General features: G+C 70.1%; 24 protein-coding genes and 1 tRNA gene. 17 read left to right on the top strand and 8 right to left on the bottom strand.

Features of this window, described 5'->3' with window-relative positions:
* The first annotated feature begins 483 nt into the window (after positions 1-483).
* From tig to CJZ98_RS10155, 6 genes are all read left to right on the top strand, one after another.
* On the top strand, positions 484-1,902 hold the full coding sequence (tig, locus tag CJZ98_RS10180) for a trigger factor (RefSeq protein ID WP_094590992.1): 1,419 nt from the start codon (positions 484-486) through the stop codon (positions 1,900-1,902).
* Positions 1,903-2,105: 203 nt separating this feature from the next.
* The gene (gene clpP, locus CJZ98_RS10175; RefSeq protein ID WP_261348174.1) at positions 2,106-2,768 is read left to right on the top strand and encodes an ATP-dependent Clp endopeptidase proteolytic subunit ClpP; all 663 of its coding nucleotides are present in this window, start codon (positions 2,106-2,108) and stop codon (positions 2,766-2,768) included.
* A gap of 128 nt (positions 2,769-2,896) precedes the next feature.
* The gene (gene clpX, locus CJZ98_RS10170) at positions 2,897-4,252 is read left to right on the top strand and encodes an ATP-dependent protease ATP-binding subunit ClpX (protein WP_094590988.1); all 1,356 of its coding nucleotides are present in this window, start codon (positions 2,897-2,899) and stop codon (positions 4,250-4,252) included.
* 10 nt (positions 4,253-4,262) lie between these two features.
* A complete protein-coding gene (locus CJZ98_RS10165) occupies positions 4,263-4,958 on the top strand; it encodes a lecithin retinol acyltransferase family protein (protein ID WP_094590986.1) in 696 nt (231 codons plus the stop codon).
* 55 nt (positions 4,959-5,013) lie between these two features.
* Positions 5,014-7,047, top strand: coding sequence for a DNA polymerase III subunit gamma/tau (locus tag CJZ98_RS10160; RefSeq protein WP_094590984.1), 2,034 nt, complete (start codon positions 5,014-5,016; stop codon positions 7,045-7,047).
* A gap of 73 nt (positions 7,048-7,120) precedes the next feature.
* Positions 7,121-8,002: a hypothetical protein gene (locus CJZ98_RS10155; RefSeq protein WP_094590982.1), complete on the top strand. Its 882-nt coding sequence runs from the start codon at positions 7,121-7,123 to the stop codon at positions 8,000-8,002.
* A gap of 45 nt (positions 8,003-8,047) precedes the next feature.
* Here CJZ98_RS10155 and CJZ98_RS10150 read toward each other — a convergent pair whose 3' ends face one another.
* Together CJZ98_RS10150 and CJZ98_RS10145 are read right to left on the bottom strand one after the other, a co-directional pair.
* Positions 8,048-9,421, bottom strand: coding sequence for a glycosyltransferase (locus tag CJZ98_RS10150; RefSeq protein ID WP_094590980.1), 1,374 nt, complete (start codon positions 9,419-9,421; stop codon positions 8,048-8,050).
* Positions 9,422-9,445: 24 nt separating this feature from the next.
* Entirely contained in the window at positions 9,446-10,990 is a 1,545-nt protein-coding gene (locus CJZ98_RS10145; protein ID WP_332835048.1) for a SpoIID/LytB domain-containing protein, read from the bottom strand.
* Positions 10,991-11,143: 153 nt separating this feature from the next.
* On the opposite strand from CJZ98_RS10145, the gene rpmI reads away from it, so the two are divergent.
* From rpmI to CJZ98_RS10130, 3 genes are read left to right on the top strand one after another with little or no spacing between them, the layout of a single operon-like run.
* A complete protein-coding gene (gene rpmI, locus CJZ98_RS10140) occupies positions 11,144-11,341 on the top strand; it encodes a 50S ribosomal protein L35 (protein ID WP_094590976.1) in 198 nt (65 codons plus the stop codon).
* Positions 11,342-11,385: 44 nt separating this feature from the next.
* Positions 11,386-11,733, top strand: a complete 348-nt coding sequence (gene rplT, locus CJZ98_RS10135) for a 50S ribosomal protein L20 (RefSeq protein WP_094590974.1) — start codon at positions 11,386-11,388, stop codon at positions 11,731-11,733.
* Positions 11,734-11,752: 19 nt separating this feature from the next.
* Complete coding sequence (locus CJZ98_RS10130; RefSeq protein ID WP_094590972.1) at positions 11,753-12,277, top strand: tetratricopeptide repeat protein; 525 nt, start codon at positions 11,753-11,755, stop codon at positions 12,275-12,277.
* A gap of 177 nt (positions 12,278-12,454) precedes the next feature.
* Here the strand turns inward: CJZ98_RS10130 and CJZ98_RS10125 are convergent, their stop codons facing one another.
* Positions 12,455-13,024 carry a hypothetical protein gene (locus tag CJZ98_RS10125; RefSeq protein ID WP_232756379.1) on the bottom strand — a complete coding sequence of 190 codons (570 nt, stop codon included), beginning with the start codon at positions 13,022-13,024 and terminating at the stop codon, positions 12,455-12,457.
* A 73-nt stretch (positions 13,025-13,097) separates the two neighbouring features.
* On the opposite strand from CJZ98_RS10125, the gene CJZ98_RS10120 reads away from it, so the two are divergent.
* From CJZ98_RS10120 to CJZ98_RS10105, 4 genes are all read left to right on the top strand, one after another.
* Entirely contained in the window at positions 13,098-13,925 is an 828-nt protein-coding gene (locus CJZ98_RS10120) for a thiazole synthase (protein ID WP_094590970.1), read from the top strand.
* Positions 13,926-13,994: 69 nt separating this feature from the next.
* Positions 13,995-14,162 carry a photosystem II assembly protein Psb34 gene (gene psb34 / locus CJZ98_RS10115; protein ID WP_094590968.1) on the top strand — a complete coding sequence of 56 codons (168 nt, stop codon included), beginning with the start codon at positions 13,995-13,997 and terminating at the stop codon, positions 14,160-14,162.
* Positions 14,163-14,228: 66 nt separating this feature from the next.
* The gene (locus CJZ98_RS10110) at positions 14,229-15,422 is read left to right on the top strand and encodes an NAD-dependent epimerase/dehydratase family protein (RefSeq protein WP_094590966.1); all 1,194 of its coding nucleotides are present in this window, start codon (positions 14,229-14,231) and stop codon (positions 15,420-15,422) included.
* A gap of 44 nt (positions 15,423-15,466) precedes the next feature.
* Positions 15,467-16,618, top strand: coding sequence for a glycosyltransferase family 4 protein (locus tag CJZ98_RS10105; protein ID WP_094590964.1), 1,152 nt, complete (start codon positions 15,467-15,469; stop codon positions 16,616-16,618).
* Between the two features lie 21 nt (positions 16,619-16,639).
* Here CJZ98_RS10105 and mrdA read toward each other — a convergent pair whose 3' ends face one another.
* The 5 genes from mrdA to cbiD form a co-directional block, all read right to left on the bottom strand.
* Positions 16,640-18,418: a penicillin-binding protein 2 gene (gene mrdA / locus CJZ98_RS10100; RefSeq protein WP_094590962.1), complete on the bottom strand. Its 1,779-nt coding sequence runs from the start codon at positions 18,416-18,418 to the stop codon at positions 16,640-16,642.
* Positions 18,418-18,858, bottom strand: a complete 441-nt coding sequence (locus tag CJZ98_RS10095) for a hypothetical protein (protein WP_094590960.1) — start codon at positions 18,856-18,858, stop codon at positions 18,418-18,420. The genes mrdA and CJZ98_RS10095 overlap by 1 nt, the downstream gene beginning before the upstream one ends.
* A 57-nt stretch (positions 18,859-18,915) precedes the next feature.
* The gene (locus CJZ98_RS10090; protein ID WP_094590958.1) at positions 18,916-19,554 is read right to left on the bottom strand and encodes a hypothetical protein; all 639 of its coding nucleotides are present in this window, start codon (positions 19,552-19,554) and stop codon (positions 18,916-18,918) included.
* 86 nt (positions 19,555-19,640) lie between these two features.
* Positions 19,641-21,236, bottom strand: a complete 1,596-nt coding sequence (guaA, locus tag CJZ98_RS10085; protein WP_094590956.1) for a glutamine-hydrolyzing GMP synthase — start codon at positions 21,234-21,236, stop codon at positions 19,641-19,643.
* Between the two features lie 183 nt (positions 21,237-21,419).
* On the bottom strand, positions 21,420-22,607 hold the full coding sequence (gene cbiD, locus CJZ98_RS10080) for a cobalt-precorrin-5B (C(1))-methyltransferase CbiD (protein WP_094590954.1): 1,188 nt from the start codon (positions 22,605-22,607) through the stop codon (positions 21,420-21,422).
* A gap of 114 nt (positions 22,608-22,721) precedes the next feature.
* Between cbiD and CJZ98_RS10075 the strand changes: the two genes are divergently transcribed.
* The 4 genes from CJZ98_RS10075 to CJZ98_RS18315 all read left to right on the top strand — a co-directional run bounded on the left by CJZ98_RS10075 (position 22,722) and on the right by CJZ98_RS18315 (position 25,088).
* On the top strand, positions 22,722-23,873 hold the full coding sequence (locus tag CJZ98_RS10075) for a pyridoxal-phosphate-dependent aminotransferase family protein (protein WP_094590952.1): 1,152 nt from the start codon (positions 22,722-22,724) through the stop codon (positions 23,871-23,873).
* Positions 23,874-23,971: 98 nt separating this feature from the next.
* Positions 23,972-24,421 carry a hypothetical protein gene (locus tag CJZ98_RS10070; protein ID WP_157910952.1) on the top strand — a complete coding sequence of 150 codons (450 nt, stop codon included), beginning with the start codon at positions 23,972-23,974 and terminating at the stop codon, positions 24,419-24,421.
* A 109-nt stretch (positions 24,422-24,530) separates the two neighbouring features.
* Positions 24,531-24,602: transfer RNA gene (locus CJZ98_RS10065), tRNA-Gly, on the top strand.
* 126 nt (positions 24,603-24,728) lie between these two features.
* Positions 24,729-25,088, top strand: a complete 360-nt coding sequence (locus tag CJZ98_RS18315; RefSeq protein WP_157910951.1) for a hypothetical protein — start codon at positions 24,729-24,731, stop codon at positions 25,086-25,088.
* The last annotated feature ends 38 nt before the right edge of the window (positions 25,089-25,126 follow it).

The raw sequence follows: 25,126 nt of genomic DNA, 5'->3' as shown, positions 1-25,126 counted from the left end.
TGGGCGGGGAGGGTCGCCAGGGGCGGAACCCGGGGGAAAACTGTTGGGGACTGCGTTCGACGCACCCACGGCGGCGGGGTTTGGAAGGGAGCCGGGCTACAGGCCCTCAGGCCCTCAGCAGCGTCATGACCCACGAACCGGGCAGAGATGCAAAGGCCGGGTTGCGGCGAGCCGGATCGGGGTCAGGGAACCCGTGATGTGGCGCGGCGAAGAAGGCAGCGTGGGCGCGGGTGAAACTCGGGGGTAAGAAGGGAGGTGGTGGGAGGAAAGCGAGGCGAGCAGGGGCGGATCGAGGAACGGCGTCTCGAGCGGCAAACCTGTGCGATGTCGCCCACAATACGCGGAGCTGCCGCGCATGGAGCAGACGGCGCTGGCTGGTGACCCAGGCCCGGACGCCCTGGATACCGGTAAGGGGCGGACCGCTTCCTAGGATCGGGGGCTGCCCTGACGATCCGGTCCGGTCGACACCCCCTCCTGAACTCCATGAGTCCTGCCGCCCCTGCGAGCCAAGCCGCCAAGACCGACAAGGCCAAGACGGCGACGTCTGCCAAGGCTGACCCGGCCAAGGCCGATCTGACGGTCACCGCGAGCCCCCGCCCCGGCAGCCGCGTGGCGCTGGAGGTGGCGGTGCCCGGCGACCGCACCCAGGCCAGCCACGAGGCGGCCGTTGAGAAGCTGAGCCGCAGCATCAAGCTGCCCGGCTTCCGCAAGGGCAAGGTGCCCCGGGGCGTGCTGGTGCAGCAGATCGGACCACTGCGCATCCGCGCCACCGCCCTCGAGGAGCTGGTGGACAGCGTCTTCCGCGATGCACTGCAGCAGGCGGATGTGGCGGCGATCGGCCAGCCCTCCCTGGAAGGGGGCTTCGAGGGTCTGCTGGAGCGCTTCGCCCCCGGCGAGGCCCTCACCCTGGTGCTGGAACTGGACGTGGAGCCCACCCCCAGCCTCAAGGCCACCAAGGGCCTCAAGGCGGAAGCCGTGAGCGTCAGCTTCGATCCCGCCCGCGTCGATGAGCTGATCGAGCAGTCGCGGCGCCAGCTCGCCACCCTGGTGCCCGTGGAGGGCCGGGCCGCCGCGGCCGGCGACGTGGCCGTGATCGGCTTCGAGGGCACCTACGTCGACAGCGGCGAAGCGATCGCCGGCGGCAGCGGTGAGGCGATGGAAGTGGAGCTGGAGGAAGGCCGCATGATCCCCGGCTTCGTGGAGGGAATCCTGGGCCTGAAGCCCGGCGACACCAAGACGGTGGAGTGCCAGTTCCCCGATGACTACCCCCAGCAGGACGCCGCCGGCCGCAAGGCCAGCTTCGTGATCAGCCTCAGCGAGCTGAAGACCCGCGAACTGCCCGCCCTGGACGACGCCTTCGCCCAGGAGGCCAGCGACAAGCAGACCCTGGCTGAACTGCGTGCAGACCTTGAGGCCCGCCTCAAGGAGGATGCCGAGCGGCGTCACACCGCCAACCGCCACGAAGCCCTGCTGGAGGCGCTGGTGGAGCAGCTGGAAGTGGAGTTGCCCGAGACCCTGATCCAGCAGGAGATCGTGTCGCTGCTGGAGCAGACCGCCGGTCAGCTGGCCCAGCAAGGGATGGACGTGAAGAAGCTGTTCACGCCCCAGCTGATCCAGAGCCTGCGGGACACCTCGCGCCCCGAGGCCGAGCAGCGGCTCAAGCGCAGCCTGGCCCTCAAGGCCCTGGCCGCCGCCGAGACGATCGAGCTGGCCGCCGAGGAGATCGAGGCCAAGGTGAAGGAGCTGCGCCGCGGCTTCAGCGAGACCGCCAACATCGATCTGGATCGCCTGCGCGAGGCCGTGCAGGAGGACCTGCTGCGCGAGAAGCTGCTGGGCTGGCTGGATGAGCACGCCACCATCACCGAGAAGAGCGAGGGCGAGGACGCCTCGACCGACGCCTGATCGCAGGCCCCGGCCCCGATCGGATCGCCGACCCCTGCGCCCCGGTGGGCGGGAGTCCGTCTCCACCCACCAGGGCGATCCCCACGCGATCCCCATAGATTGGACCGACCGCCCACCCTGTTCCCGCCGGCCGCGTGATCGACGCCTCCCGCCTCCATCCGATCCAAAACCGCTGGCAGGGCCCGCGACCGGACGCGACCTTCATGGGCCGATCCGGGGCCACCGCCCTGGCGGACGCCGGCGGACGACCCGGCGCCTCCCCGGGCGTGCTGCCCACGGTGGTGGAGCAGTCAGGCCGGGGCGATCGGGCCTTCGACATCTATTCGCGCCTGCTGCGCGAGCGAATCATCTTCCTGGGCAGCGGCATCGACGACCAGGTGGCCGACGCCCTGGTGGCCCAGCTGCTGTTCCTCGAGGCCGAGGATCCCGAGAAGGACATCCAGATCTACATCAACTCGCCGGGGGGCTCGGTGACCGCGGGCCTGGCGATCTACGACACCATGCAGCAGGTGGCCCCCGACGTGGTGACCATCTGTTATGGCCTGGCGGCCTCGATGGGCGCCTTCCTGCTCTCGGGCGGCACCAAGGGCAAGCGCCTGGCCCTGCCCAACGCGCGGATCATGATCCACCAGCCCCTCGGTGGCGCCCAGGGCCAGGCGGTGGACATCGAGATCCAGGCCAAGGAGATCCTGTTCCTCAAGGACACCCTCAACCGCCTGATGGCCGAGCACACCGGCCAGCCGCTGGAGAAGATCGCCGAGGACACCGACCGCGACTACTTTCTTTCGCCGGCGGAGGCAGTTGAATACGGCCTGATCGATCGGGTCGTGACCGACGCCAGTGCCGCCGGATTTTCGCCGCACTGACGAGTTCCAATGGCCGGCCTTGTTGAGGACGGTCTTAAGGACTGCTGACGAACCGTGGGATCGGGCCGATCCTGAAATTCAGGGCCCCGCCCACCTCCGCTCCGGCTCCGCGCCGCCCCCTCCGCCCGATGGCCAAGTTCGACGCCCACCTGAAGTGCTCGTTCTGCGGCAAGTCGCAGGACCAGGTGCGCAAGCTGATCGCCGGGCCGGGGGTCTACATCTGCGATGAATGCATCGACCTCTGCAACGAGATCCTCGATGAGGAGCTGGTGGAGGGTCAGGGCAGCGGCAGCCGGCCCGGCAGTGAGGTGAAGGCCAAGGCCCAGCCCAAGAAGGGCCAGAAGCCGGCGCCCACCCTGGCCGAGATCCCCAAGCCCCGCGAAATCAAGGCCTTCCTCGACGCCCAGGTGGTGGGCCAGGAGGAGGCCAAGAAGGTGCTGTCGGTGGCGGTCTACAACCACTACAAGCGACTGGCCTGGCAGGGCGACGGCGAGGGCGAGGCCCGCGAGACCGCCACGCAGCTGCACAAGAGCAACATCCTGCTGATCGGCCCCACCGGCTGCGGCAAGACCCTGCTGGCCCAGACCCTGGCCGAGCTGCTGGATGTGCCCTTCGCCGTGGCCGACGCCACCACCCTCACCGAGGCGGGCTATGTGGGCGAGGACGTGGAAAACATCCTGCTGCGGCTGCTGCAGAAGGCCGACCTGGATGTGGAGCAGGCCCAGCGCGGCATCATCTACATCGACGAGATCGACAAGATCGCCCGCAAGAGCGAGAACCCCTCGATCACCCGCGACGTATCGGGTGAGGGGGTGCAGCAGGCGCTGCTGAAGATGCTGGAGGGCACCGTGGCCAACGTGCCGCCCCAGGGGGGCCGCAAGCACCCCTACCAGGACTGCATCCAGATCGACACCAGCCAGATCCTGTTCATCTGCGGCGGCGCCTTCGTGGGTCTCGAAGACGTGGTGCAGCGGCGCATGGGCCGCAACGCCATCGGCTTCGTGCAGGCCGACGGTCGCGGCCGCCACCGCCAGCAGCGCGACCAGCAGGCCGCCCAGGCCCTGCGCCACCTGGAGCCGGACGACCTGGTGAAGTACGGCCTGATTCCTGAGTTCATCGGCCGCCTGCCGGTGAGCGCCGTGCTGGAGCCCCTGGACACCGACGCCCTGGAGGCGATCCTCACCGAGCCCCGCGACGCCCTGGTCAAGCAGTTCCAGACCCTGCTGAGCATGGACGACGTGCACCTCGACTTCGAGCCGGGGGCGGTGCAGGCGATTGCCCTCGAGGCCCACCGCCGCAAGACGGGAGCGCGGGCCCTGCGCGGCATCGTCGAGGAGCTGATGCTGGATGTGATGTACGACCTGCCCTCCGACCAGAGCGTCAAGAGCTTCACGATCACCCGGGCCCTGGTAGAGGAGCGCACCAGGGGCAAGGTGCTGCCCCATCCGAGCCTCACGGAGCGGGAACAGCAGGAATCGGCCTGAGGCGTCGCCCATGGCCGCCGCCGACCATCTGCAGGTGCCCCGGCAGCACGGCCTGTTCAACCACCACGGCATCGACCTGGGCGATGGCACGGTGGCCCACTACCTGGAGGGCCGCCAGATCCTGCGCAGCCCGCTGGAGGAGTTCAGCCGCAGCGAGCCGGTGAGCGTGGTGGCCTACACGGAGCCCTGCTCACCGGTGGGCGTGACCCTGCGGCGGGCCATGGGCCGGCTGGGGGAGCAGAACTACAACCTGCTGTTCAACAACTGCGAGCACTTCGCCCACTGGTGCAAGACCGGCCGCCACCGCAGCGCCCAGGTGGAGGGCTGGCTGCACACCGGCAGCCTCGGCGCCCTGGCCCTCGGCCAGTTCGTGCCGGCGGCGCTGCTCACTGGCGTGCGGGTGCTGCTGCGCCAGGGCCTGAAGCTGGATGGCCAGCAGCTGGAGCAGGGCCGAGCCCTGGCGGCCCGCAGCCTGGAGCAGCTCGACGGCCTGCGGCTGAAGCTGCAGCAGAAACTGGAGGAGGAGCTGGCCCGGGCCGAGGCCCGCTGGGGCGAGGGCAGCGCCGGCACAGGTCTGGGTCCCGACCAGTTCGCGGGCCTGCGGCTCGCGGCCCAGAAGCTGGCCGATCAACTCTCGGAGGTGGAGGAGCTGGAGGCCAAGCTGGAGCGACTGCTGGGGCCAGAGCCCGACGGCGACCCCCGGTAGCCTGGTTCTTCGGCCCGGCGCCGGCAGCGCCCCCAGAGCCGCCATGAGCATCGCGATGCGTTCGGGCTACCAGCCGCTGCACCACAAGTACCGGCCCCAGCGCTTTGACCAGCTGGTGGGGCAGGAGGCGATCGCGGCCACCCTGGGCAACGCCCTGCGCCAGAACCGGATCGCGCCGGCCTACCTGTTCAGCGGCCCGCGCGGCACCGGCAAGACCTCCAGCGCCCGCATCCTGGCTCGCTCGCTCAACTGCATCGCCAGCGACGGGCCCACGCCCGAACCCTGCGGCACCTGCGAGCTGTGCGTGTCGATCGCGGCCGGCAACGCCCTCGATGTGATCGAGATCGACGCCGCTTCCAACACCGGCGTCGACAACATCCGCGAGCTGATCGAGCGCTCCCGCTTCGCGCCGGTGCAGGCCCGCTGGAAGGTGTATGTGGTGGACGAGTGCCACATGCTCTCCACCGCCGCCTTCAACGCCCTGCTCAAGACCCTGGAGGAGCCGCCGCCCCGGGTGGTGTTCGTGCTGGCCACCACCGACCCCCAGCGAGTGCTCCCCACGATCCTCAGCCGCTGCCAACGCTTCGACTTCCGGCGGATTCCGCTGGAGGCCCTGGAGCGGCACCTGGCCTGGATCGCCGAGCAGGAGTCGATCGGCATCACCCCCGAGGCGCTGCACGTGGTGGCCCAGCGGGCCCAGGGCGGCCTGCGGGATGCCGAGAGCCTGCTGGACCAGCTCAGCCTGCTACCGGCCCCGATCGAGCCGATTGCGGTGTGGGAACTGGTGGGGGCGGTGCCGGAGCAGGAGTTGCTGACCCTGGCCGAAAGCCTGGCCGGCGCCGAACCCCTGGGGGTCATTGATGCCAGCCGGGAGCTGCTCGAGCGGGGCCGTGAACCCGGCGCCGTGCTGCAGGGCCTGGCGGGCCTGCTGCGGGATCTGGTGCTGGCGGGCGTGGCCCCCGATCGCCTCGAACTCACGGGCTTCTCGCCCCAGTTCCGCCCACAGCTGCCGGAGCTGGCGCGCCGCATCGGCAAGGCGCGGCTGCTGCAGTGGCAGGCCCAGCTGCGGGGCAGCGAGCAACAGCTGCGCCAAAGCGTCCAGCCGCGGCTGTGGCTGGAGGTGCTGCTGCTGGGCCTGCTGGCGGAGGCAGCTCCAGCTCTGGCGGCAGCTGGCACCAGGGCCCCAGCCAGTCGACCCGTGCCAGGTGTTGACGCCGGGCGGCCCGGAGCGGCCCGTGGCAGTGAGGGCAGTGGGGCTGCTGCTGGGGCCGACCGAACCCCCCTGGGCCCTGGCAGCGGCCAGGGCGGCGGGCAGAACGTCCAGAGCGGACTGAGCAGTGCAGAGCCAGAGGCACCCCCAGCGCCTGCGGGCGGGGCACCCGCACACCAGGCCGTCGCCAGCACCCCGGCTCCGCCGATCAGCGCTGAAGCGCCGCCGCCGATCCCGACGACGGCCAACCTGGCCGAGCTCTGGCAGCAGATCCTGGCTGGGCTGGAGCTGCCCTCCACGCGGATGCTGCTCTCGCAGCAGGCGGTGCTGGCCCGGCTGGATCAGCAGCGGGCGGTGGTGCAGGTGGCCGGCAACTGGATGGCCATGGTGCAGAGCCGTCTGCCCCTGCTGGAGAAGGCCGTGGCCCAGGCGCTCGGCAGCCCGCGGCAGGTGGTGCTGGAGGGCGGCAGGGCCCTGGAGCAGGGAGCAACGGGGCTGCCCGCAGACACCGGCAGGCCGAGCGCAGGGATGGCCAGTGCGGCAGCTCCTCACCGGGCCATGCCGAACCCGACGGCATCGAGCCCAACGGCCCCAACCCCAGCAGCCCAAGGGGAGCCCCCGGCTGCGCCAACCCTGGCGCCGCCTGTGCCCACCGGTCGACCGCCGACCCAGCCCAGGCCGGCCCCAGCCACCACCGCAATCCCAGCCAGTGGCTCGACTCCGCCCAGTGCCGCGCCGCCGGCCAGCGCAGCGACCGCCGGACAGCCGATGGCCACCACCCTGCTGGACGAGAAGGCCCGGCGGCTGGCGGACTTCTTCAACGGCGAGGTGATCCAACTGGATGGTCCACCCCTGGACGACGAGGAGTCCGCCGCCTGAACCGCCGTAGCTGACGGGGGCTCAAGGGCTGACACTTCAGCGATAATCCCAAACCCAGGAGCACGACGCGGCCGTGAACCATCTCCCGTCGGACGACTACCTGGAACTGCAGAGAGTGCAGCGGGAACTGGCTGCCACCCGAGGCAAGATCAGCGAACTGGAGGAGCTGATCAACGAGGTTCCGGAGATCTACGAGCGCAAATTCGACCAGAAACTGCAGCCCCTTGTGGAGGACGTGCGCCTGCTGTCGGAGCGGAACCAGGCCCTGAGGGAGCAGCTGCGCCACGCCCTCAGCCCGGCGGCAGCGGACGCCGCGCCCCCCCCTGCCACGCCGGCCGCCCCCGACGCCGAAGCCGCAGCCACTGGGCCTGCTGCGCCCGCCCAGTCCATCGAAGAGGCCGCGCCACCCCCGCCCCCCAGCCAACCCCAACGGCAGCGGAGCGGGAAGCGGCCCGCCAGCCGGCTGGCTTGGCCCCGGCGTTGGCGCTGGCCGCAGTTGGCCTGGCCCAACCTGCGCTGGCCCCAGCAGACCCAGCCGCCGCGTCCCCTGAGGCTGGCCCTGCTGGCGGCCGCAGGCGTGGGCGTGGTGGGCGGACTGGCACTGCAGCAGTGGCGCGTCTACTCAAGCGGCGACAGGTCTGCCGGCAGCCGTGCCGCAGGCGGTGCCGACAGCGGCATCGCTGGTCGGGACGCGCAGTCGGGGCTGATCCTGGAGCTTCGCAGCCCCAGCGAAACCTGGCTGGACGTGCGCAACCTGCGCGGCGCCCCGCTCTACTCCGGCCTGTTCAGCGGCGAACGGCGCTTCCCCATTGGCCAGGGCCTGCGCCTCAATGCCGGCAAGCCGGAGCTGGTGAGGATCCGCATCGGCGACGGCCCCGAGCGCGGCCTGGGCCATCCCGGCTGGTGGGTATGGCACAGCTTCGGGCCGGACGGTCGCCAGGGCATCAAGCCGTAGGGCCAGCGCGCACGGCTGCCGGACCCAGTCCCCAACCCATTCGCCTCAGGAGGCCTGCGACCGGAGATCTCCCTCCTCCGGCTCTGGCCCGGCTGGAGCCTCGGCGCCCTGATCCCCCAGGTGCAGGGTCTTGGCCCAGACCAGGCGCTTGGGCAGCAGCGCCATGCGCAGGGTGGTCCAGGGGATCACCGCGAACCAGTGGCCCAGATAGACGATGCCCAGGGCCAGATTGAGAGGCCCCATGGGCGGCAGCGCCGGCCCCTCGCTGGGCCGCCGGCAGCCCTGGAGGATGCCGCCACCGGAGAGCGCGAAGGCCACGATCGAGAGGGGCCAGATCGCCGGTGCGGTGCCGGTGAGGGCAGCGCCGATCAGGTCGGTCACCGCCAGCAGCGGCAGGACGTACTGGAGCAGGAAGAAGCAGGCGAGATCGAGCTTGCGGGCGGCGGAGAGCCGATCACCGGTGAGCCCGGGCCAGTAGTCGAAGAAGCGCTGCAGACCGCCCTCGGCCCAGCGCTGGCGCTGGCGCCACAGGGCCGCCAGGGAGGTGACGGCCTCCTCCTGCACCGGCGGATCCCAGACGATGCCCACGGCGGTGCCGTCAAGCAGCAGCCGAAAGCTGAGGTCGAGGTCATCGGTGACGGTGGCCTCGTTGAAGCCGCCGCAGGCGAGCACCAGGTCGCGGCGCAGCAGCTGGCCGTTGCCGCGCAGCTCCACCACACCACCCGCGGCCAGCCGGCCCTGCTGGATCAGGGCATCGAGCGCCATCTCCATCGCCTGGGCGCGGGTGAGGAGGTTGCGCTCGGCGTTCACCACGGCCTTGCGCAGCTGGACCGCCCCCCAGCCGCCGGCCTCGGCGTAGGGCACCAGCCGCTCGAGCGCCTCCGGCTGGAGCTCGGCATCGGCATCCAGCACCATCAACCAGCGGCCCTGGAGCCGGGGCAGCACCGCATTGAGGGCACCGGACTTGCCGCCACCCGCATCGCGGCCGCGGTGCAGGACCTGCAGCTGGGGATAGCGGAGCTGAAGCTCGGCCAGGCGCTCGGGGGTGCGGTCCTCACTGCCGTCGTCCACCACCCAGATCTGCAGCCGGCCGTCGGGATAGCGCACCTGGGCCAGCCGCTCCACCAGCCGACCGACCACAGCCTCCTCGTCGCGGGCGGCCACCACCAGATCCACCGCCGGCGGGTCCGGAGGATCGGCCTCCGGAGCTGAGGCGGGCGCGGGCACGGGGTTGCGCCGCGGCGCCAGGAACACGGTGCGCAGGCCGTAGCCGCCCAGCAGCAGGGTGAGGGTGATCGAGGGCACCAGGCTGGCCAGCCCCGCGAGCCGGTGGGGCAGGATCCCCGCGGCCAGGCAGCAGAGCAGGAACAGGGCCGCCTTGGGCCGGCGGGCTTCTGTCGCGGTGCCGCCGGCAGCCATGGCTCCTCCAAGGGTGGCAGGACTCTAAGGGCCGTTCCCAAGGCCCTGAATCGGCAGGAGGGCCGTGCCCGGGTAATAGCGGGCCAGGATGCGCTCCAGGCTCCAGCCCCGGGCCGCCAGGTCAATGGCCCCCGCCTGGGACAGGCCGGCGCCGTGGCCGAAGCCGCCGCCGCTGACACGCCAGACTCCCGGCCCCTCCGGCGTCAGGGTGAACAGGGTGCTGGGCAGCTGGCGCAGGCTGCGGCGGATGCCATCGAGCCGCAACACCTGGCGACCGGCACTGCCGGTGATCGCCAGGGCCAGGACCCGGCCACTGGGGCCCCGCTCCAGCACCGTCAGCTGGCGCACCTCCCCCAGGGCCCTGCCGGCCGGCCCCAGGGCCTCGCGGATCTGCTGGCGGTCCAGGCGGCGCTGCCAGCGGTAGCGGGGGTGGTCGGCCCCGTACCCGGCTGGAGCGGTGCGCTGCAACAGGGCCGGCAGGGAGAGCGCCGGATCCAGCGGCAGCGGATAGGCCGCCACGAACGGCGCCGGGCCATCGGCGAAGGCCTGCAGGTAGGGCAGCGGCTCGCCGCGCCACACCTCCTCAAAACCTGCCGCCACCCCGCCATTGGTGGCGTGATAGACGGCATGGATCGGACGGCCCTGCCAGCTCAGCACTCGCCCCGCCGTGGTGGTGATGGCAGCCCGCACCGCTGGCCCCGCCTGGCGGGGATCGCCGTAGACCTGGCACTGGGTGTCGGCGCAGAGGTGGTAGCCGTCCACGGCGAAGCGGTGGCTGTTGCGCAGGGCCCAGGTGCGGGCCAGCACGGCCTGGGCCGCCAGGGCCGCCGCCGGGGCGCCGGCCCCGATCTCATGGGGCACCACGCCCTGGAGGTAGCGCTCCAGAGGCACCTGCTCCACCAGGCTCCAGCTGCCGTAGGCATCGCTCTGGAGCCGGAAGGGCCCGCGGAACACCCCATCGCCCCAGCGCAGCCCCCCTGGCACCCGGATCTCCAGGGGTCCCTGCAGGGGTTTCGGCCCCCCGGGGGAGGCCAGCACCAGGGCGCTCCGCGCCGTCACCTGCTGGCTCTCGGCGCGGGCGGTGTGGCCGGGGGGAGCAGGGGTGTCCGCCGGCGCCCACACCTCCCAGTCGCCGGGATGGGCGATGCGGGACTCCACACCCTGCTGGCGCCAGCTGAGGGCGGCCTGCTCGGCGGTCTCGAAGCTGGGGAAGGGGCCGAGCACCGTGCGGGACAGGCGGATAGGCCTGGGCAGGGGCTCTGCCCGCCAGCGCAGCTCCAGTCGCGGAGCCGAGATCCGCAGACCGCCCGCATCCACCACATCGATGGTGCCCTCGGCGGCGGTGAGCACCAGGGGTAGTGTGGTTGCTGCACTTGAGGCCAGCTTCGGACCGAGATGGGCCGCCAGGGCCACCCACAGCACCGGTCGCTCGGCCGTGACCGCGGGGGGTTCCGGCACCGACCAGTGGGTCAGGGTCTCCTGGGGAAGCGGCTCCCCGTTCAGGGCTTGCTCGGCCCGGCAGCCGGGAGCCAGGGTCACCAGAGCCAGGACCAGTGCGGCCGGCAGCACCGGCCGCAGGGAACCGCGAGCCCGCCAAGCCGAGCTCGCCTGCCTGGAACGCATCGACATCAAGACTGGCGGTGGGGGGCCTCGACGCTAGGGGGTGTTGGCGGATGGCACTTCCGCGTCGTACCTTCATTGTTTGTGCCAGAGCGCGTAGACATGCCGAAGCTCAAGACCCGCAGAGCAGCCGCTAAGCGGTTCAAGGCCACCGGCAGCGGGAAGTTCATGCGCCGGCACGCCTTCCGCAATCACCTGCTCGACCACAAGAGCCCGAAGCGCAAGCGCCACCTCGGCACGATGGCCGTGGTCGACGAGCGCGATGCGGACAACGTGCGCGCCATGCTCCCCTACAGCTGACCGCTGCGCTGACCTGCCCGACCACCCACACCTGAGATCCACCCATGGCCCGCGTTAAGAGGGGCAACGTCGCCCGCAAACGCCGCAACAAGATCCTGCGCCTGGCGCGCGGGTTCCGCGGCGGCAACGGCTCCCTGTTCCGCACCGCGAACCAGCGGGTCATGAAGGCCCTCTGCAACGCCTACCGCGACCGTCGCCGCCGGAAGCGTGACTTCCGTCGCCTCTGGATCGCCCGCATCAACGCCGCAGCTCGCCTGAACGGGCTGAGCTACAGCCGCCTGATCGGTGGCCTCAAGAAGGCCGACGTGCAGCTGAACCGCAAGATGCTGGCCCAGCTGGCCGTGCTTGACCCCGCCAGCTTCACCAGCGTGGTCGGCGCCGCGAAGGCCTGAGGGCGCAACGGTAGGCCCCATGGACTTCTCCCTGCCTCAGGCCTACCTGATCGGTCTGATCCTGCTCCTGGGCAGCGCCGCCGTGGTGGTGGCCCGTCAGATCCTGCGCGTGCGGCGCGATGAGGCCGCCTTGGCCCGGCTCGAAGCCGAGGTTCAGGGCGGCCAGCGATCCGCCGCCGATCTCTACGAGCTGGCCTCGGTGCAGCTGCGCAAGCGGCTGTATGGCCAGGCCGCCGACAACCTCAAGCAGGCGCTCAAGCGCGCCGGCAACGAGCCCCTCGAGGCCCAGGCGGTGATCGAAAACGCCCTGGGCTTCGCCCTGGCGGCCCAGAACAACTACCCCGCTGCGGTCCGCCATTACCGCGCCGCCCTCAAGGCGAAGGCGGACTACCCGGTGGCCCTCAACAACCTGGCCTTCGCGCTCGAGAAGCAGCAGAAGCAGGAGGAGGCCCGCGAGGCCTACACCAAGGTGCTGGAGCTGGACAGCGCCAACCGCACCGCTCGCAAGCGCCTCAAGCGCCTGGAACGCCGGACGGCGGCCTGAGCTTCCGGACGCCAGTCGAGTGCCAGAAGAGCCACGTTCACTGACCACAAGAAAGCCGCCCCTGGGGGCGGCTTTTTGCTGGCATCCAGGCCGACACGTTCAATCGTGCGGCTGGCTCGGCAGGGCAGATCGGTGCCCGAACGAGCCAACCGGGCCCAGCTGCATGCTACTGGAGCCTCACCAGAGGCCGCGAATCTCCTGACGGTTCTGAAGGGGGGACGCCGGCGGCTGGACCGGCGCCGCCGGGTTGAGCACCAGCTGGCCGCCGGGATGGGTGAGACGCGGCGCCACCCAGCCGCTGAGGTTGATGGCCTGCAGGCCCAGGAAGGCGCCCCCCAGCTCAAGCCCGGCCACGTCGCACTGGCAGAGCACCAGCAGATCGAGCTGATCGGACTTGGCGTTGAGGTTGCCCTGCACCGGGGTGACCACCGAGCCCACGGTCATCTCGCCGCGCACATCCACCATCTGGCCGAAGGCCGTGATGCTGGCCAGGTTGAGGGCCACCGGCACCGAGGCGCCGCCATCGAAGGGCTGGTAGGTGCCGCTCCAGTTACGGGGCATGGTCTGGGCCAGGGCTGAGGCCCGGGCGGCCGGATCGAAGGTCTCGACCGGAGACAGGGTGCCGAGCAGGTAGGTCTCGGCAGCCTGGGGCGAACCGGCGGGAGGGTTGTAGGGCACGTAGCCGCCCACCGGCACGGGACTGCCCACCGGCAGGGAGTTGGCGGCGGCCAGGAGGAGGGGAAGCACGACGACACCAGGCGTTGGAGCCAGGCTAGGGGCAAAGGCCGCGTTGGGAAGGGCTGCGCGGTACCTTCGCTGAATGGCCCAGCCCACTCCCTTCGCCCCGGCGGACTACCCCGATCCCCTGGTGATCGGCGGGCGCCGCTTCCGCAGCCGGCTGATGACCGGCACGGGCAAATACCCCAGCCTGCAGGCGATGCAGACCAGCCTGGAGGCCAGCGACTGCGACATCGTGACGGTGGCGGTGCGCCGCGTGCAGAGCCAGGCCGCGGGCCACGAGGGCCTGATGGAGGCGATCGACTGGCGGCGGATCTGGATGCTGCCCAACACCGCCGGCTGCGCCACGGCCGAGGAGGCGATCCGGGTGGCTCGGCTCGGCCGCGAGCTGGCCAAGCTGGCCGGCCAGGAGGACAACAGCTTCGTGAAGCTGGAGGTGATCCCCGACTCCAGGCACCTGCTGCCGGACCCGATCGGCACCCTGGAGGCGGCCGAGCAGCTGGTGAAGGAGGGCTTCACCGTGCTGCCCTACATCAATGCCGATCCGCTGCTTGCCAAGCGGCTGGAGGACGTGGGCTGCGCCACCGTGATGCCACTGGGCTCCCCGATCGGCTCGGGCCAGGGCATCCGCAACGCCGCCAACATCGCTCTGATCATTGAGAACGCCCGCGTGCCGGTGGTGGTGGACGCCGGCATCGGCGTGCCGAGCGAGGCGGCCCAGGCGATGGAGATGGGGGCCGACGCCCTGCTGATCAACAGCGCCATCGCCCTGGCCGGGGATCCGCCGGTGATGGCCAGGGCCATGGCGCTGGCCTGGCAGGCCGGCAGGGCCGCGCTACAGGCCGGCCGGCTGCCGGTGCGGGCCCAGGCCAGTCCGAGCTCCCCCGTCCAGGGACGCATCGGCACGTGAAGCTTCCGGGCGGGGCGCCGTTGTCCTTGCCAGCACTCCGTAGGGTCGCCTGAACCACATACCCGTGCCATGCAGGTCACCGAAGAGGACGGCGGCAAGCTGAATGCCTTCGCCAAGGAACCCCGCATGCAGGTGATGGAAGCGGGGGAAGGCGGCCCTGCCAGCAGTCGCCTGCTGCTGATTGGCGGGGCGCTGCTGGTGCTGCTGCTGGTGGCGGTGGCCGTGGGGATCAGCTGAGGGGACGCCAGACGCCTGTAGTAGCTTGCCTTCCAAGGAGCGCTCGCTCATCCAGCAGGAGTTCAGGTGAAGGTTCTCGTTCTCGGCGGTGACGGCTTCTGCGGCTGGCCCTGCGCGGTGAACCTGGCCGAGGCGGGCCACGACGTGGTGATCGTCGACAACCTCAGTCGCCGCAAGATCGACATCGACCTGGAGGTTGAGTCGCTCACGCCGATCGCCACGATCGGGGAGCGGCTGCGGGCCTGGGAGCAGGTGGGCGGCAAGGCGATGCGCTTCGTGCACCTCGACATCGCCCAGGACTACGACCGCCTGCTGGAGCTGCTGCGCAGCGAGAGGCCCAGCTCGGTCGTGCACTTCGCCGAGCAGCGGGCGGCTCCCTATTCGATGAAGAGCAGCGCCACCAAGCGCTACACCGTCGACAACAACGTCAACGGCACCCACAACCTGCTGGCCGCCATCGTCGAGAGCGGCCTGGACGTCCACATCGTCCACCTGGGCACGATGGGGGTCTACGGCTACGGCTCCCACCGCGGCGCCACGATTCCCGAGGGCTACCTCACGGTGGAGGTGCCCCAGGCCGATGGCAGCCGCTTCACCGAGAAGATCCTGCACCCCACGGATCCTGGCAGCGTTTACCACATGACCAAGACGCTCGATCAGCTGCTCTTTTACTACTACAACAAGAACGACGGCATCCGCGTCACCGACCTGCACCAGGGCATCGTGTGGGGCACTAACACCGACCTCACCGAGCGGGATCCGCGCCTGACCAACCGCTTCGATTACGACGGCGACTACGGCACGGTGCTGAACCGCTTCCTGATGCAGGCGGCGATTGGCTACCCGCTCACGGTGCACGGCACCGGCGGCCAGACCCGCGCCTTCATCCACATCCGCGACTCGGTGAAGTGCGTGCAGCTGGCCCTGGAGCATCCGCCGGTCGCCGGCGAGAAGGTGAAGATCTTCAACCAGATGACCGAGAGCCACCAGGTGGGCGAGCTGGCCCGCAAGGTGGCTGGCCTCACCGGCGCCCAGATCAACTACCTGCCCAATCCCCGCAAGGAGGCGATCGAGAACGACCTGATCGTGGACAACCGCTGCTTCATCGAGCTGGGCCTCAGGCCCACCACCCTTGATGACGGCCTGCTGGCCGAGGTGGTGGATGTGGCCCGCCGCTGGGCCGACCGCTGCGACCGCAGCCGCATCCCCTGTGTCTCGACCTGGACCCAGGCCCAGGCCGTGGCGATCCAGTCCGCCTGAGCCGGCGCGACCCCTCCCGGTTCCCCTCTGCAGGCGGTTCTCCCTTGAAGATTGCCCTGTTCACCGAGACCTTCCTGCCAAAGGTCGACGGCATCGTCACCCGCCTCACCAAGACGATCCAGCACCTTGTGGCCGCCGGCGATGAGGTGCTGGTCTTCTGCCCAGAGGGCGCACCTGCCAGCTACCTGGGCGCCCGGGTGGTGGGGGTGCCGGCCCTGCCCCTGCCCCTTTACCCCGAGCTGAAGCTGGCCCTGCCGCGGCCCTCGGTGTCGGAGGCGCTCGAGGCCTTCGGGCCGGATCTGGTGCACGTGGTGAACCCGGCGGTGCTGGGGCTGGGGGGCATCTGGCTAGCAAAGACCCGCAGCATTCCGCTGGTGGCCAGCTACCACACTCACCTGCCCAAGTACCTGGAGCACTACGGGCTGGGGATGCTGGAGCCAGTGCTGTGGGAGCTGCTCAAGGCGGCCCACAACCAGGCCCAGCTCAACCTCTGCACCTCCACGGCGATGGTGGCGGAGCTGAGCGAGCGGGGCATCCAGCACACGGCCCTGTGGCAGAGGGGGGTGGACACCGAGCTGTTCCGGCCCGAGCTGCGCAGCCAGTCCATGCGCGAGCGGCTGCTGGGGGGCCGCAGCGACACGGACCAGTTGCTGCTTTACATCGGCCGCCTCTCGGCCGAGAAGCAGATCGAGCGCATCCGGCCAGTGCTCGATGCCCTGCCCGGGGCGCGGCTGGCGCTGGTGGGGGATGGGCCCTACCGCCAGCAGCTGGAAACCCTGTTCGCCGGCAGCGCCACCACCTTCGTGGGCTACCTGGCCGGGGAGGAGCTGGCGTCCGCCTACGCCAGCGCCGACGCGTTCCTGTTCCCCAGCAGCACGGAGACCCTGGGCCTGGTGCTGCTGGAGGCCATGGCCGCTGGCTGTCCCGTGGTGGGTGCCAACCGGGGCGGCATCCCCGACATCGTGACCGATGGCGAGAACGGCTGCCTGTATGAGCCCGAGGGCGGAGATGGCGGCGCCGGCAGCCTCACCGCCGCCACCCTGCGGCTGCTGGGGGATGGCAGCCAGCGCCAGCAACTCCGCCAAAACGCACGCCAGGAGGCGGAGCGCTGGGGCTGGGTCGGGGCCACCGAGCAGCTGCGCGGCTACTACCGGCAGGTCTTGAACGGCAGCCGTCGGCCGGCCCTCGTGGGCTGAGGCAGCTCAGCGAGCCTGAAATTAGCCGGCTTTGGGCCGGGCCCCATCCGCCGCCAGGGAGCCGCGGAACCAGGTGGTCATCAGGGCCTTCACCATCGGCGCCGCGACCGTGCCGCCGTAGCCGCCGCTGTTCTCGCCGAAGGCCACAATCACCAGGCTGGGCTTGTCAGCCGGCGCATACCCCCCGAACCAGGCATGGTCCGGCCGGGGCGGATCTTCGCCAGTGCCGGTCTTGCCGGCCACGGGCGGCAAGGACGGATCGTTGAGCACCTTGCCGGTGCCCTCGGTCACCACATCGCGCAGGCCCTTGCGCAGCACCCGCAGGGTGTCGGGCCGCAGGCCGAGCCACACCCGCTTGGTCGGCTTCTCCACCAGGTGGGGCGTCACCAGCCAGCCGCCGTTGGCGATGGCCCCGTAGAGCCGTGCCATCTGGATCGGGGTCACCGTGACCGCACCCTGGCCGATGGCGGAGGTGATCGTGTCCACGGGGGTCCAGGGCTCCCCCAGTACCCGCCGCTTCCAGGCCGCGTCCCCCAGCAGACCCTCGGTCTCCTCGTTGCTCAGCTCCACCCCGGTGAGGCTGCCGTAGCCCAGGCGCCGGGCCGCCTGGAACAGCTGGTCGGGGCCCACCTTGAGGCCGAGCTGGTAATAGAAGCTGTTACTGCTCACCGCCAGGGCGAAGGGATAGCCAATCGCGCCGAAGGCGCCATGGTCGGCGTAGCACTGGCCGTAGTAGCAGAAGGAATTCATCGTCGGCAGGGTGCCGTTCGCGGGCAGTGCGCCCGATTCGATGCCAGCGATCGTGGTGACGACCTTGAAGGTGCTGGCGGGCGGGAAGCCCTGGAAGGCGCGGTTGAGCATCGGCGCCTCGGGCCGGCTCAGGTCGTTCCACTGGGCCGTGGTGGGACCGGTGGAAAAGATGTTGGGATCGAAGGTGGGGCGGCTGGCCATGGCCCGGATCGCGCCAGTTTGGGGATCCATGGCGATGATCGCCCCCTTGCGCACGCCGTCGAGGGCGCGCTCGGCCGTCTTCTGCAGCTCCAGGTCCAGGGTGAGGCGCAGGTCCTTGCCGGCGCGGGCCTGCTTGTCGCCCAGCACCCGCTGCACCTGGCCAGCGGCGTTCACCTCCAGCTGCTGGCCGCCCCACTCGCCGCGAAGGGTGGATTCGAACACCCGCTCCACACCGCTGCGGCCGATGCGGTCCTGCACCCGGTAGCCCTTCTCGGCGAGCTTGTCGTACTCCTCCGCGGTGACCGAGCTGGTGTAACCCAGCACATGGGCGGCGAGGCTGCCGTAGGGATAGGCCCGCAGGTAGTCGACATCCACCTCGGCGCCGGCCAGATTCGGGGCCTGCTCGCGGAAGCGCAGCACCTGCTCGGGCCTGAGGTTGCCCGCCAGCTCGATCCGGTAGCCCTCGTTGTTGCGGCCGGCGCGGCGCTGCCGATCGAGCTCAGACGCCGGCACCCCCACCAGACTGGCCAGGCGGTCGCGCAGGCCGGGCCACTGGCCGTCGCTGACCAGACGGGGCTGGATGTAGAGGTTGTAGGTGAGCCTGCTGGAGGCCAGCACCCGCCCGTCGTGGTCGAGGATGCGGCCGCGCATCGGATTGCGCGGCACCAGCCGGATGCGGTTCTCGTCGGCCAGGGCCAGGTTCTCGCGGCCGTGCAGGATCTGCAGCCACACCAGGCGGGCCACCATGGCCCCGCTGAACAGCAGCACAACCACCAGCAGCACCACCGGCTGCTGCTGCATGCCGGTGTGGCGGGTGGAGGGGGCGATGGCGCCGAAGCCCCGCACCATCAGGGTTGCTCCCCGCCGGCTAGCTCCAGGCGCTGCTCCAGCAACCGCAGGCGGGCGTCGATCCGCGCCAGGGTCGCCTGCAAGACCGCCCGCTCCGGGCCCGTGGCCTGGGCCGCGGCGCTGGACGCCGAACCGCTGGAGCTCGAACCGCTGGACGTCGAACCGCTTGATGGTGACGACTCCGCCGGCACGTCCTGGACACTCACCTTGATCACGGGATTGCCCAGGCCGGGCTGAAGCCGGTCGAGGTTCTCGCGCACGCCGCGGGCAGCCGGCTCGCCCTCCTGCTTGAGCTGGGCCAGGGGGTCCCCACCGGCGGTGAACACCTCAACCACCCCCTGGGGCCCGGACCTACGGGCCCGCTCCACGACGGCCATGCCCATCGGCAGAACGTCCTGCATCAGGGCCAGACGCAGGGCATCGAGGGGATCAGCCGCCATGGCACACCGGACGGGCCGGTCACGCGCAGAGTCCCTCCAGTCTGCAGGGCCCGGGGCTCAGGGCGTGCGGCCGGTGCCGGGCTGGGCGATACCGGACTTATCGATGCCGGGCTGGACAATCTGCTGACGGCAGAACTGCTGGGCCCCGAGCCACCAGCCCACGGAGCCGGCCAGCACCAGCGCGGCCGTGGCCGGCAGCAGGGCCTGACGGGTGGTGGGCAGGGCCAGCCACTCGCCCCAGTCGCGCAGCAGGCGCTCCCGATCGAAGCGGCGCCGCTCGCTGGTCTGCTGTCGCTGGCGCCGCCGCAGGGCCTTGGCCACCCAGCGCTCGAAGGCCCGCTTCTTGGTCACGGCCATCTTGCGCTCCACCTCCAGCAGGTGGCCGGCGCTGAGCTCAGGGTTGAAGGTGCTGATCAGCTCCAGGCTCTTGAGGAACATCTCCACCGCCCCTTCCTTCACGGCGAGCTCCTCGGCCGGCAGCTGGTCCCAGGCGAGCTCGGGGTAGAAGCGCTGGCGGTTGCGGGCGATCTGGTCCTCCGGCAGCTGGCCGGGCTCCCGCAGCCAGCGGTCGGTGTTGGTGTCGAAGCGACGCCAGTAGAGGAAAGGATTGAGGTAGATGACCTTGCCGGCCAGCTCAATGCTGTCCTGCTGGAGTCGGCGCTGCAGCTGGAGGTCCTGCTGAGGGGCGGCGGTCAAGACTCCAAGGCCGAGGGCCCCGAGGGTAACGGAGGGCCCCCGGACTGGCCAGCGACCGGCCGCGCCTCAGGGGCCGTTGCTGGGCCTCACTCCCACTCGATCGTGCCGGGGGGCTTGCTGGTGATGTCGAGCACCACCCGGTTCACGCCCTTCACCTCGTTGACGATCCGGTTGGAGATGGTTTCCAGCAGGTCGTAGGGCAGGCGCGACCAGTCGGCCGTCATGCCGTCCTCCGACGACACGCAGCGCAGCACCACCGGGAAGGCGTAGGTGCGCTTGTCGCCCATCACGCCCACGCTGCGCACCGGCAGCAGCACGGCGAAGGCCTGCCACACCGCGTTGTAGAGGCCGGCGGTCTTGATCTCCTCGCGCACGATCAGATCGGCATCCCGCAGGATATTGAGCTTCTCGGCGGTCACCTCGCCCAGGATCCGGATCGCCAGGCCGGGGCCCGGGAAGGGATGGCGCCCCACGATCTCCTCGGGCAGGCCCAGGCTGCGGCCCACCTTGCGCACCTCGTCCTTGAACAGACGGCGCAGCGGCTCGACCAGCTTGAATTGCAGATCCTTCGGCAGGCCGCCGACGTTGTGGTGGCTCTTGATCTTCACCGCCACCCGCTCGCCGGTTTTGGGGTCAATGCCGGTGCCAGCGCTCTCGATCACATCCGGGTAGAGGGTGCCCTGGGCCAGGTAATCGAAGGGGCCGAGCCGCTTGCTCTCCTCTTCGAACACACGGATGAATTCGGTACCGATCAGCTTGCGCTTCTCCTCAGGATCGGTGACGCCTGCGAGCTTGTTGATGAAGCGATCGCGGGCATTGATGTACTCCACATTGATGTGGAAGCGCTTGTCAAAGAACTCCACCAGGAACTCGGGCTCGCCCTTGCGCATGAAGCCCTGATCGATGAACATGCAGGTGAGCCGATCGCCGATCGCCCGGTGCAGCAGGAAGGCCAGGGTGGAGGAATCGACACCACCCGAGAGGGCCAGCAGCACGCGCTTGTCACCCACCTGACGGCGCACATCGGCCACAGCCTCATCAATGAAGGCGGCGGTGGTCCAATCGGGCTCACAGCCACAGATGTGGTACACGAAATTGCGAATCAGCGCCATGCCGTGGGTGGAATGCACCACCTCGGGATGGAACTGCACGCCATAGAGCCGGCGCTTGTGGTCAGCGACGGCCGCCTCGGGCGTGTTGTCGGTGTGGGCCAGGCGCACGAAGCCCTCGGGCAGGCGCTCCACCGAATCGCCGTGGCTCATCCACATCGTCGAGCCGTCCTCGACGTTGGTGAGCAGGTCGATCGGATCGTCCACATGCAGTGGCGCCTTGCCGTATTCAGCCCGACCGGCGGCCACCACCGACCCACCCAGCTGCTGCACCATCAGCTGCATGCCGTAGCAGACCCCCAGCACCGGAATGCCGAGGTTCCAGATCTCCGGATCGCACACCGGCGCATGCTCGGCATAGACCGAATTGGGCCCGCCGCTGAGGATGATCCCCTTGGGATTGATCGCCTTCAGCTCCTCGGCGCTGGTGCTGTAACCAAGTACGAGCGAGAACACCTCCGTTTCGCGCACCCGCCGGGCGATCAGCTCCGAATACTGGGATCCGAAATCGAGGATCACGATCGCCGGATGGCGGTTCGTCTCACCGATGGCGGTGGGGTTGGCGCTGGACATGGGGAATGGAAGCGGGGCGAGGAATCGGGGCGCGGGCGCCGAAGGACTGGGCCAGGACCAGCGGCAGCGCGGCCGGGGATCCAGGGGGAAGGGAACCGAACGGCCCGGGGCCGAACGGTCGGGCTGGGGGGCGCGGCGGGGGGCGCAGGCGGCTGGAGGGGCCACCGGAACAGTGGGTGCACCCTAGATCTCGGCCCTGAACGCGGTCTCGGCGCTGAAGGCCCCCCAGAGCTCGGACCCCAGCGGGCCCAGGGCGGCAAGACCCCGACTGCGGTTGAACAGCGCAGCCCCCACCGCCATGGCCTGCTGGCCATAACGGGCCAGGTAGGCGGCGCTGCGCTGCTCCACCTCCGCGGCAATGCGGCGCCGCAGCCGTTCCGCCGCCCCGGGATCCGCCGCGGCCAGGTCCGCCAGGGCCGCCTCCACCGTGGCGGCGGCATGCAGCCGCCGCAGCTGGGCATGGGGAAGGCCCTCGAGGGCCGCCAGGGCCGTGAGCACCTCGGCGCGGCCATCAGCCAGGTGGTGGTGGGTGTGGAAGATGCCGCCCGCCAGCTTGATCAACTTGCCCTGGTAGCCGAACAGCAGCAGCCGCCGCACCCCCTGCTCGGCCGCCGCCACCAGCAGCGGGCCCAGCCAGTTGCCGGCCTTGAGCAGCAGCGCCGGTGGCAGGCCCAGCTGGGGCGCCAGGTCCAGGCCGTTCTCGCCGATCACCATCACCAGATCGCCGCTGAACTCCGGCGTCGCCACCCGGCGGGCCAGCTCGGAGCGGGCCGCCGCCAGCTGGTCCGGGGCAGCGCTGCGCTGCACCAGCGCCTGGGTGCCGATCAGGGCCAGCCCATCCACCACGCCGAAGGCGGCGTTGCTGGTGCGCTCCGCCAGGCGCCGGCCCACGGGGAAGATCACCTGCAGGCGCAGGACCCGCCCCGCCGGCAGCAGCGGCCGCAGGTTGTGCTCCAGCAGGCGGCGGGCAAAGACCGAGAGGCAGAGCTGCCGCGTGGCGGCGTGGACCCCCACGCCCTCGCCGGCCTGCAGCTCCAGCCAGGCCGGATCGTCAGGGGACCGCTGGATCGGCGCCTCCGGGGAAGCCGTGCCCGCCGGCGGCTGCAGGGTCCGCCAGCTGGCCTCCACCCACACCACCAGCCCGCGGGTGAGGTCCAGGCCATCACCGGGGTCGCAGCGGGCCACCGCCAGGGCCCGACCTTCGCCCAGAGGGGCGGCGGCCACCACCGGCACCAACTGGGGCCCGGCGGCCCCTTCCTGCTCCAGCAGCAGCAGCTGCTCCGCCTGGAACGGCTCGCCCCGCAGCTGGGCCAAGGCGGCCCGGGCCGCGGCGGCCACCCACACCGGCAGCGTGTACCCGCTTGTAGCCATGGCCGTCGCGCTCAGGCGCCGCCAGGGGGGCGGCAGGAACTCCGTTTTTTATGGTGGTCGATTGCGCCGCTCCGGCGTCGCTCGCGATCCGCCCCGCCACCCGCCGCCCCGCCCATGCAGGACAAGCTCACCCTGATGATTCCCGGCCCCACCCCGGTGCCGGAAACGGTGCTGCTGGCGCTGGGCCGCCACCCGATCGGCCACCGCAGCGCCGATTTCCAGAAGATCGTCAAGCGCACCACCGAGCAGCTGCAGTGGCTGCATCAGACCAGCAACGACGTGCTCGTGCTCACCGGCAGCGGCACCGCCGCCATGGAAGCCGGGATCATCAACTTCCTGAGCAAGGGCGACAAGGTCCTCTGCGGTGACAACGGCAAGTTCGGCGAGCGCTGGGTGAAGGTGGCCCAGGCCTACGGCCTGGATGTGCAGGTGATCAAGGCCGAGTGGGGCCAGCCGCTGGATCCCGAGGCCTTCCGCGCCGCCCTGGAGGCCGACACGGCCAAGGCGATCAAGGCCGTGATCCTCACCCACTCGGAAACCTCCACGGGCGTGATCAACGACCTGGAGACCATCGCCCGGCACGTGAGGGCCCACGGCACGGCCCTCACGATCGCGGACTGCGTCACCAGCCTGGGCGCCACCAACGTGCCCATGGATGCCTGGGGCCTGGACGTGGTGGGTTCCGGCTCCCAGAAGGGCTACATGATGCCGCCGGGCCTGGCCTTCGTGGCCGTGAGCGACAAGGCGTGGGAGGCCTACAAGCACGCCGATCTGCCCAAGTTCTATCTGGATCTGGGCAAGTACCGCAAATCCGCCAAGGCGGACAGCAACCCCTTCACCCCGGCCATCAACCTCTACTTCGCCCTGGAGGCGTCGCTGGAGATCATGCAGAAGGAAGGTCTGGAGGCGATCTTCAGCCGCCATGCCCGCCACCGCGCCGCCGCCCAGGCCGGCATGAAGGCGATCGGCCTGCCCCTCTATGCCGCCGAGGGCCATGGCAGCCCTGCCATCACCGCGGTGGCGCCCGAGGGCATCGACGCCGAAGCTCTGCGCAAGGCGGTGAAGGACCGCTTCGACATCCTGCTGGCCGGCGGCCAGGACCACCTCAAGGGCAAGGTGTTCCGCATCGGCCATCTGGGCTTCGTCTGCGACCGAGACGTGCTCACCGCCGTGGCTGCCATCGAGGCCACCCTGCAGGGGCTGGGCCTGCACAAGGGAACCACGGGTGCCGGCGTAGCCGCGGCAGCGGCGGCACTGAGCCAATGACGGTGTGCCCCTGAGGGGAGTCCCTGAGCCGGGAAGCGGAGCACGTGGCGAAAACAGCGGATGTTCCTACTGTTCGTGGTGAACAGTCTTGCTTCGTCATGCGCCGTTCCATTATTGCTCTTCTTGGCCTCGTGGCCCTCAGCACCTCTGCCTGCCAGAAGCCTGACCTCGCCGAGCGCAAGCAGCGGACCGAGGACCAGGTCTGTGCCCAGCTGAGGGCCGTCGGCCAGGCCCTCGACCAGGTCGCGGCCCTCAGGCCCACCTCCACAGTCGGGGAGGCCGCCGCCGCCGACAAGGCTCTCGGCACAGCCCTGGAGGCCCTTCAGGCCTCCGAGAAGAAGCTGGAGAAGCTGCGGTTGCAGAGCTTCCAGGATCAGCTCAAGTCCTTCAAGGGGCAAGTGAGTCAGGTCACCTCCAACAAGAAGCTGACCCTGGAGGAGGCCGCCAACGAACTCCGCACCAAGGCTCAGCCGGTGATCGCCGCCCGTCGTCAGCTCTCCGCCACCGTGAAGTGCAGCGAAATCCCCCAGCCTGCTGCCAAGCCCTGACGGAGAAGCGCCAAGGGGCAAACTGCCGGCTCGCCAGTGGGGCCAGTCGGCAGTTTGCTAAGTTGACCTCATGAGGCTAGAGGGCTTTCAACGCTCTATTTCTCTTTTTGCGGGTGTAATTCAGTGGTAGAATGTCAGCTTCCCAAGCTGAACGTCGCCGGTTCGAGCCCGGTCACCCGCTTCTAGTCCAGGACTGAGAAATCCCCCAAAAAGCTAGTCTGGCACTGGCTTTAGGGCTGCCAACGGCTGACCGCACCTGACAGGCCGTGCCAGGCTGTAGGACCGACCTTCTCACAGACCTTCTCACATGGCTGAGGCAGCCCCCTGGGAGATCGCCATCCGCGTCGAGACCGCTCACGCCTTGTCCCGCAAGGGATGTCCAAGGGGCTGGGCGCTCACGGAGCATCGAGGCTTCGCCAGACTGAACATCACGGCCAAAGCGGGCGGCGGCAAGCGGCGTCAGATACAACTACCGATCCCCTGGCACTTCGATCACGCCAAGAAGATTGGTGAGGCCGTTTGCAGGATCTACGACGATTTCAGCAGCGGAATAGAGCCCGAACAGGCAGCAAAGAAGATCACATTTACCTCATCAGAGCAATCAGATGGGCCGCGTCCCTTCGCGTGGTGTAAATCCCGAGGCCCGAATGCCCTGATCAGAGGTTGAACAAGGTGGAATGACGAGCTGTCATTCCGGAGGTGCGG

It is taken from the genome of Vulcanococcus limneticus LL (assembly GCF_002252705.1).
GTDB classification, from domain to species: Bacteria; Cyanobacteriota; Cyanobacteriia; order PCC-6307; family Cyanobiaceae; genus Vulcanococcus; species Vulcanococcus limneticus.
Note: the sequence above shows the minus strand (reverse complement) of the source record. Positions and strands in the feature narration are given on the sequence as shown.

What these genes read in the sequence shown, in the direction of transcription:
- tig (WP_094590992.1), top strand. Translation starts at nt 484, where the DNA reads ATGAGTCCTGCCGCCCCTGCGAGCCAAGCCGCCAAGACCGACAAGGCC.
- clpP (WP_261348174.1), top strand. Translation starts at nt 2,106, where the DNA reads ATGGGCCGATCCGGGGCCACCGCCCTGGCGGACGCCGGCGGACGACCC.
- clpX (WP_094590988.1), top strand. Translation starts at nt 2,897, where the DNA reads ATGGCCAAGTTCGACGCCCACCTGAAGTGCTCGTTCTGCGGCAAGTCG.
- CJZ98_RS10165 (WP_094590986.1), top strand. Translation starts at nt 4,263, where the DNA reads ATGGCCGCCGCCGACCATCTGCAGGTGCCCCGGCAGCACGGCCTGTTC.
- CJZ98_RS10160 (WP_094590984.1), top strand. Translation starts at nt 5,014, where the DNA reads ATGCGTTCGGGCTACCAGCCGCTGCACCACAAGTACCGGCCCCAGCGC.
- CJZ98_RS10150 (WP_094590980.1), bottom strand. Translation starts at nt 9,421, where the DNA reads ATGGCTGCCGGCGGCACCGCGACAGAAGCCCGCCGGCCCAAGGCGGCC.
- rpmI (WP_094590976.1), top strand. Translation starts at nt 11,144, where the DNA reads ATGCCGAAGCTCAAGACCCGCAGAGCAGCCGCTAAGCGGTTCAAGGCC.
- rplT (WP_094590974.1), top strand. Translation starts at nt 11,386, where the DNA reads ATGGCCCGCGTTAAGAGGGGCAACGTCGCCCGCAAACGCCGCAACAAG.
- CJZ98_RS10130 (WP_094590972.1), top strand. Translation starts at nt 11,753, where the DNA reads ATGGACTTCTCCCTGCCTCAGGCCTACCTGATCGGTCTGATCCTGCTC.
- CJZ98_RS10120 (WP_094590970.1), top strand. Translation starts at nt 13,098, where the DNA reads ATGGCCCAGCCCACTCCCTTCGCCCCGGCGGACTACCCCGATCCCCTG.
- psb34 (WP_094590968.1), top strand. Translation starts at nt 13,995, where the DNA reads ATGCAGGTCACCGAAGAGGACGGCGGCAAGCTGAATGCCTTCGCCAAG.
- mrdA (WP_094590962.1), bottom strand. Translation starts at nt 18,418, where the DNA reads ATGGTGCGGGGCTTCGGCGCCATCGCCCCCTCCACCCGCCACACCGGC.
- CJZ98_RS10095 (WP_094590960.1), bottom strand. Translation starts at nt 18,858, where the DNA reads ATGGCGGCTGATCCCCTCGATGCCCTGCGTCTGGCCCTGATGCAGGAC.
- guaA (WP_094590956.1), bottom strand. Translation starts at nt 21,236, where the DNA reads ATGTCCAGCGCCAACCCCACCGCCATCGGTGAGACGAACCGCCATCCG.
- cbiD (WP_094590954.1), bottom strand. Translation starts at nt 22,607, where the DNA reads ATGGCTACAAGCGGGTACACGCTGCCGGTGTGGGTGGCCGCCGCGGCC.
- CJZ98_RS10075 (WP_094590952.1), top strand. Translation starts at nt 22,722, where the DNA reads ATGCAGGACAAGCTCACCCTGATGATTCCCGGCCCCACCCCGGTGCCG.
- CJZ98_RS10070 (WP_157910952.1), top strand. Translation starts at nt 23,972, where the DNA reads ATGCGCCGTTCCATTATTGCTCTTCTTGGCCTCGTGGCCCTCAGCACC.
- CJZ98_RS18315 (WP_157910951.1), top strand. Translation starts at nt 24,729, where the DNA reads ATGGCTGAGGCAGCCCCCTGGGAGATCGCCATCCGCGTCGAGACCGCT.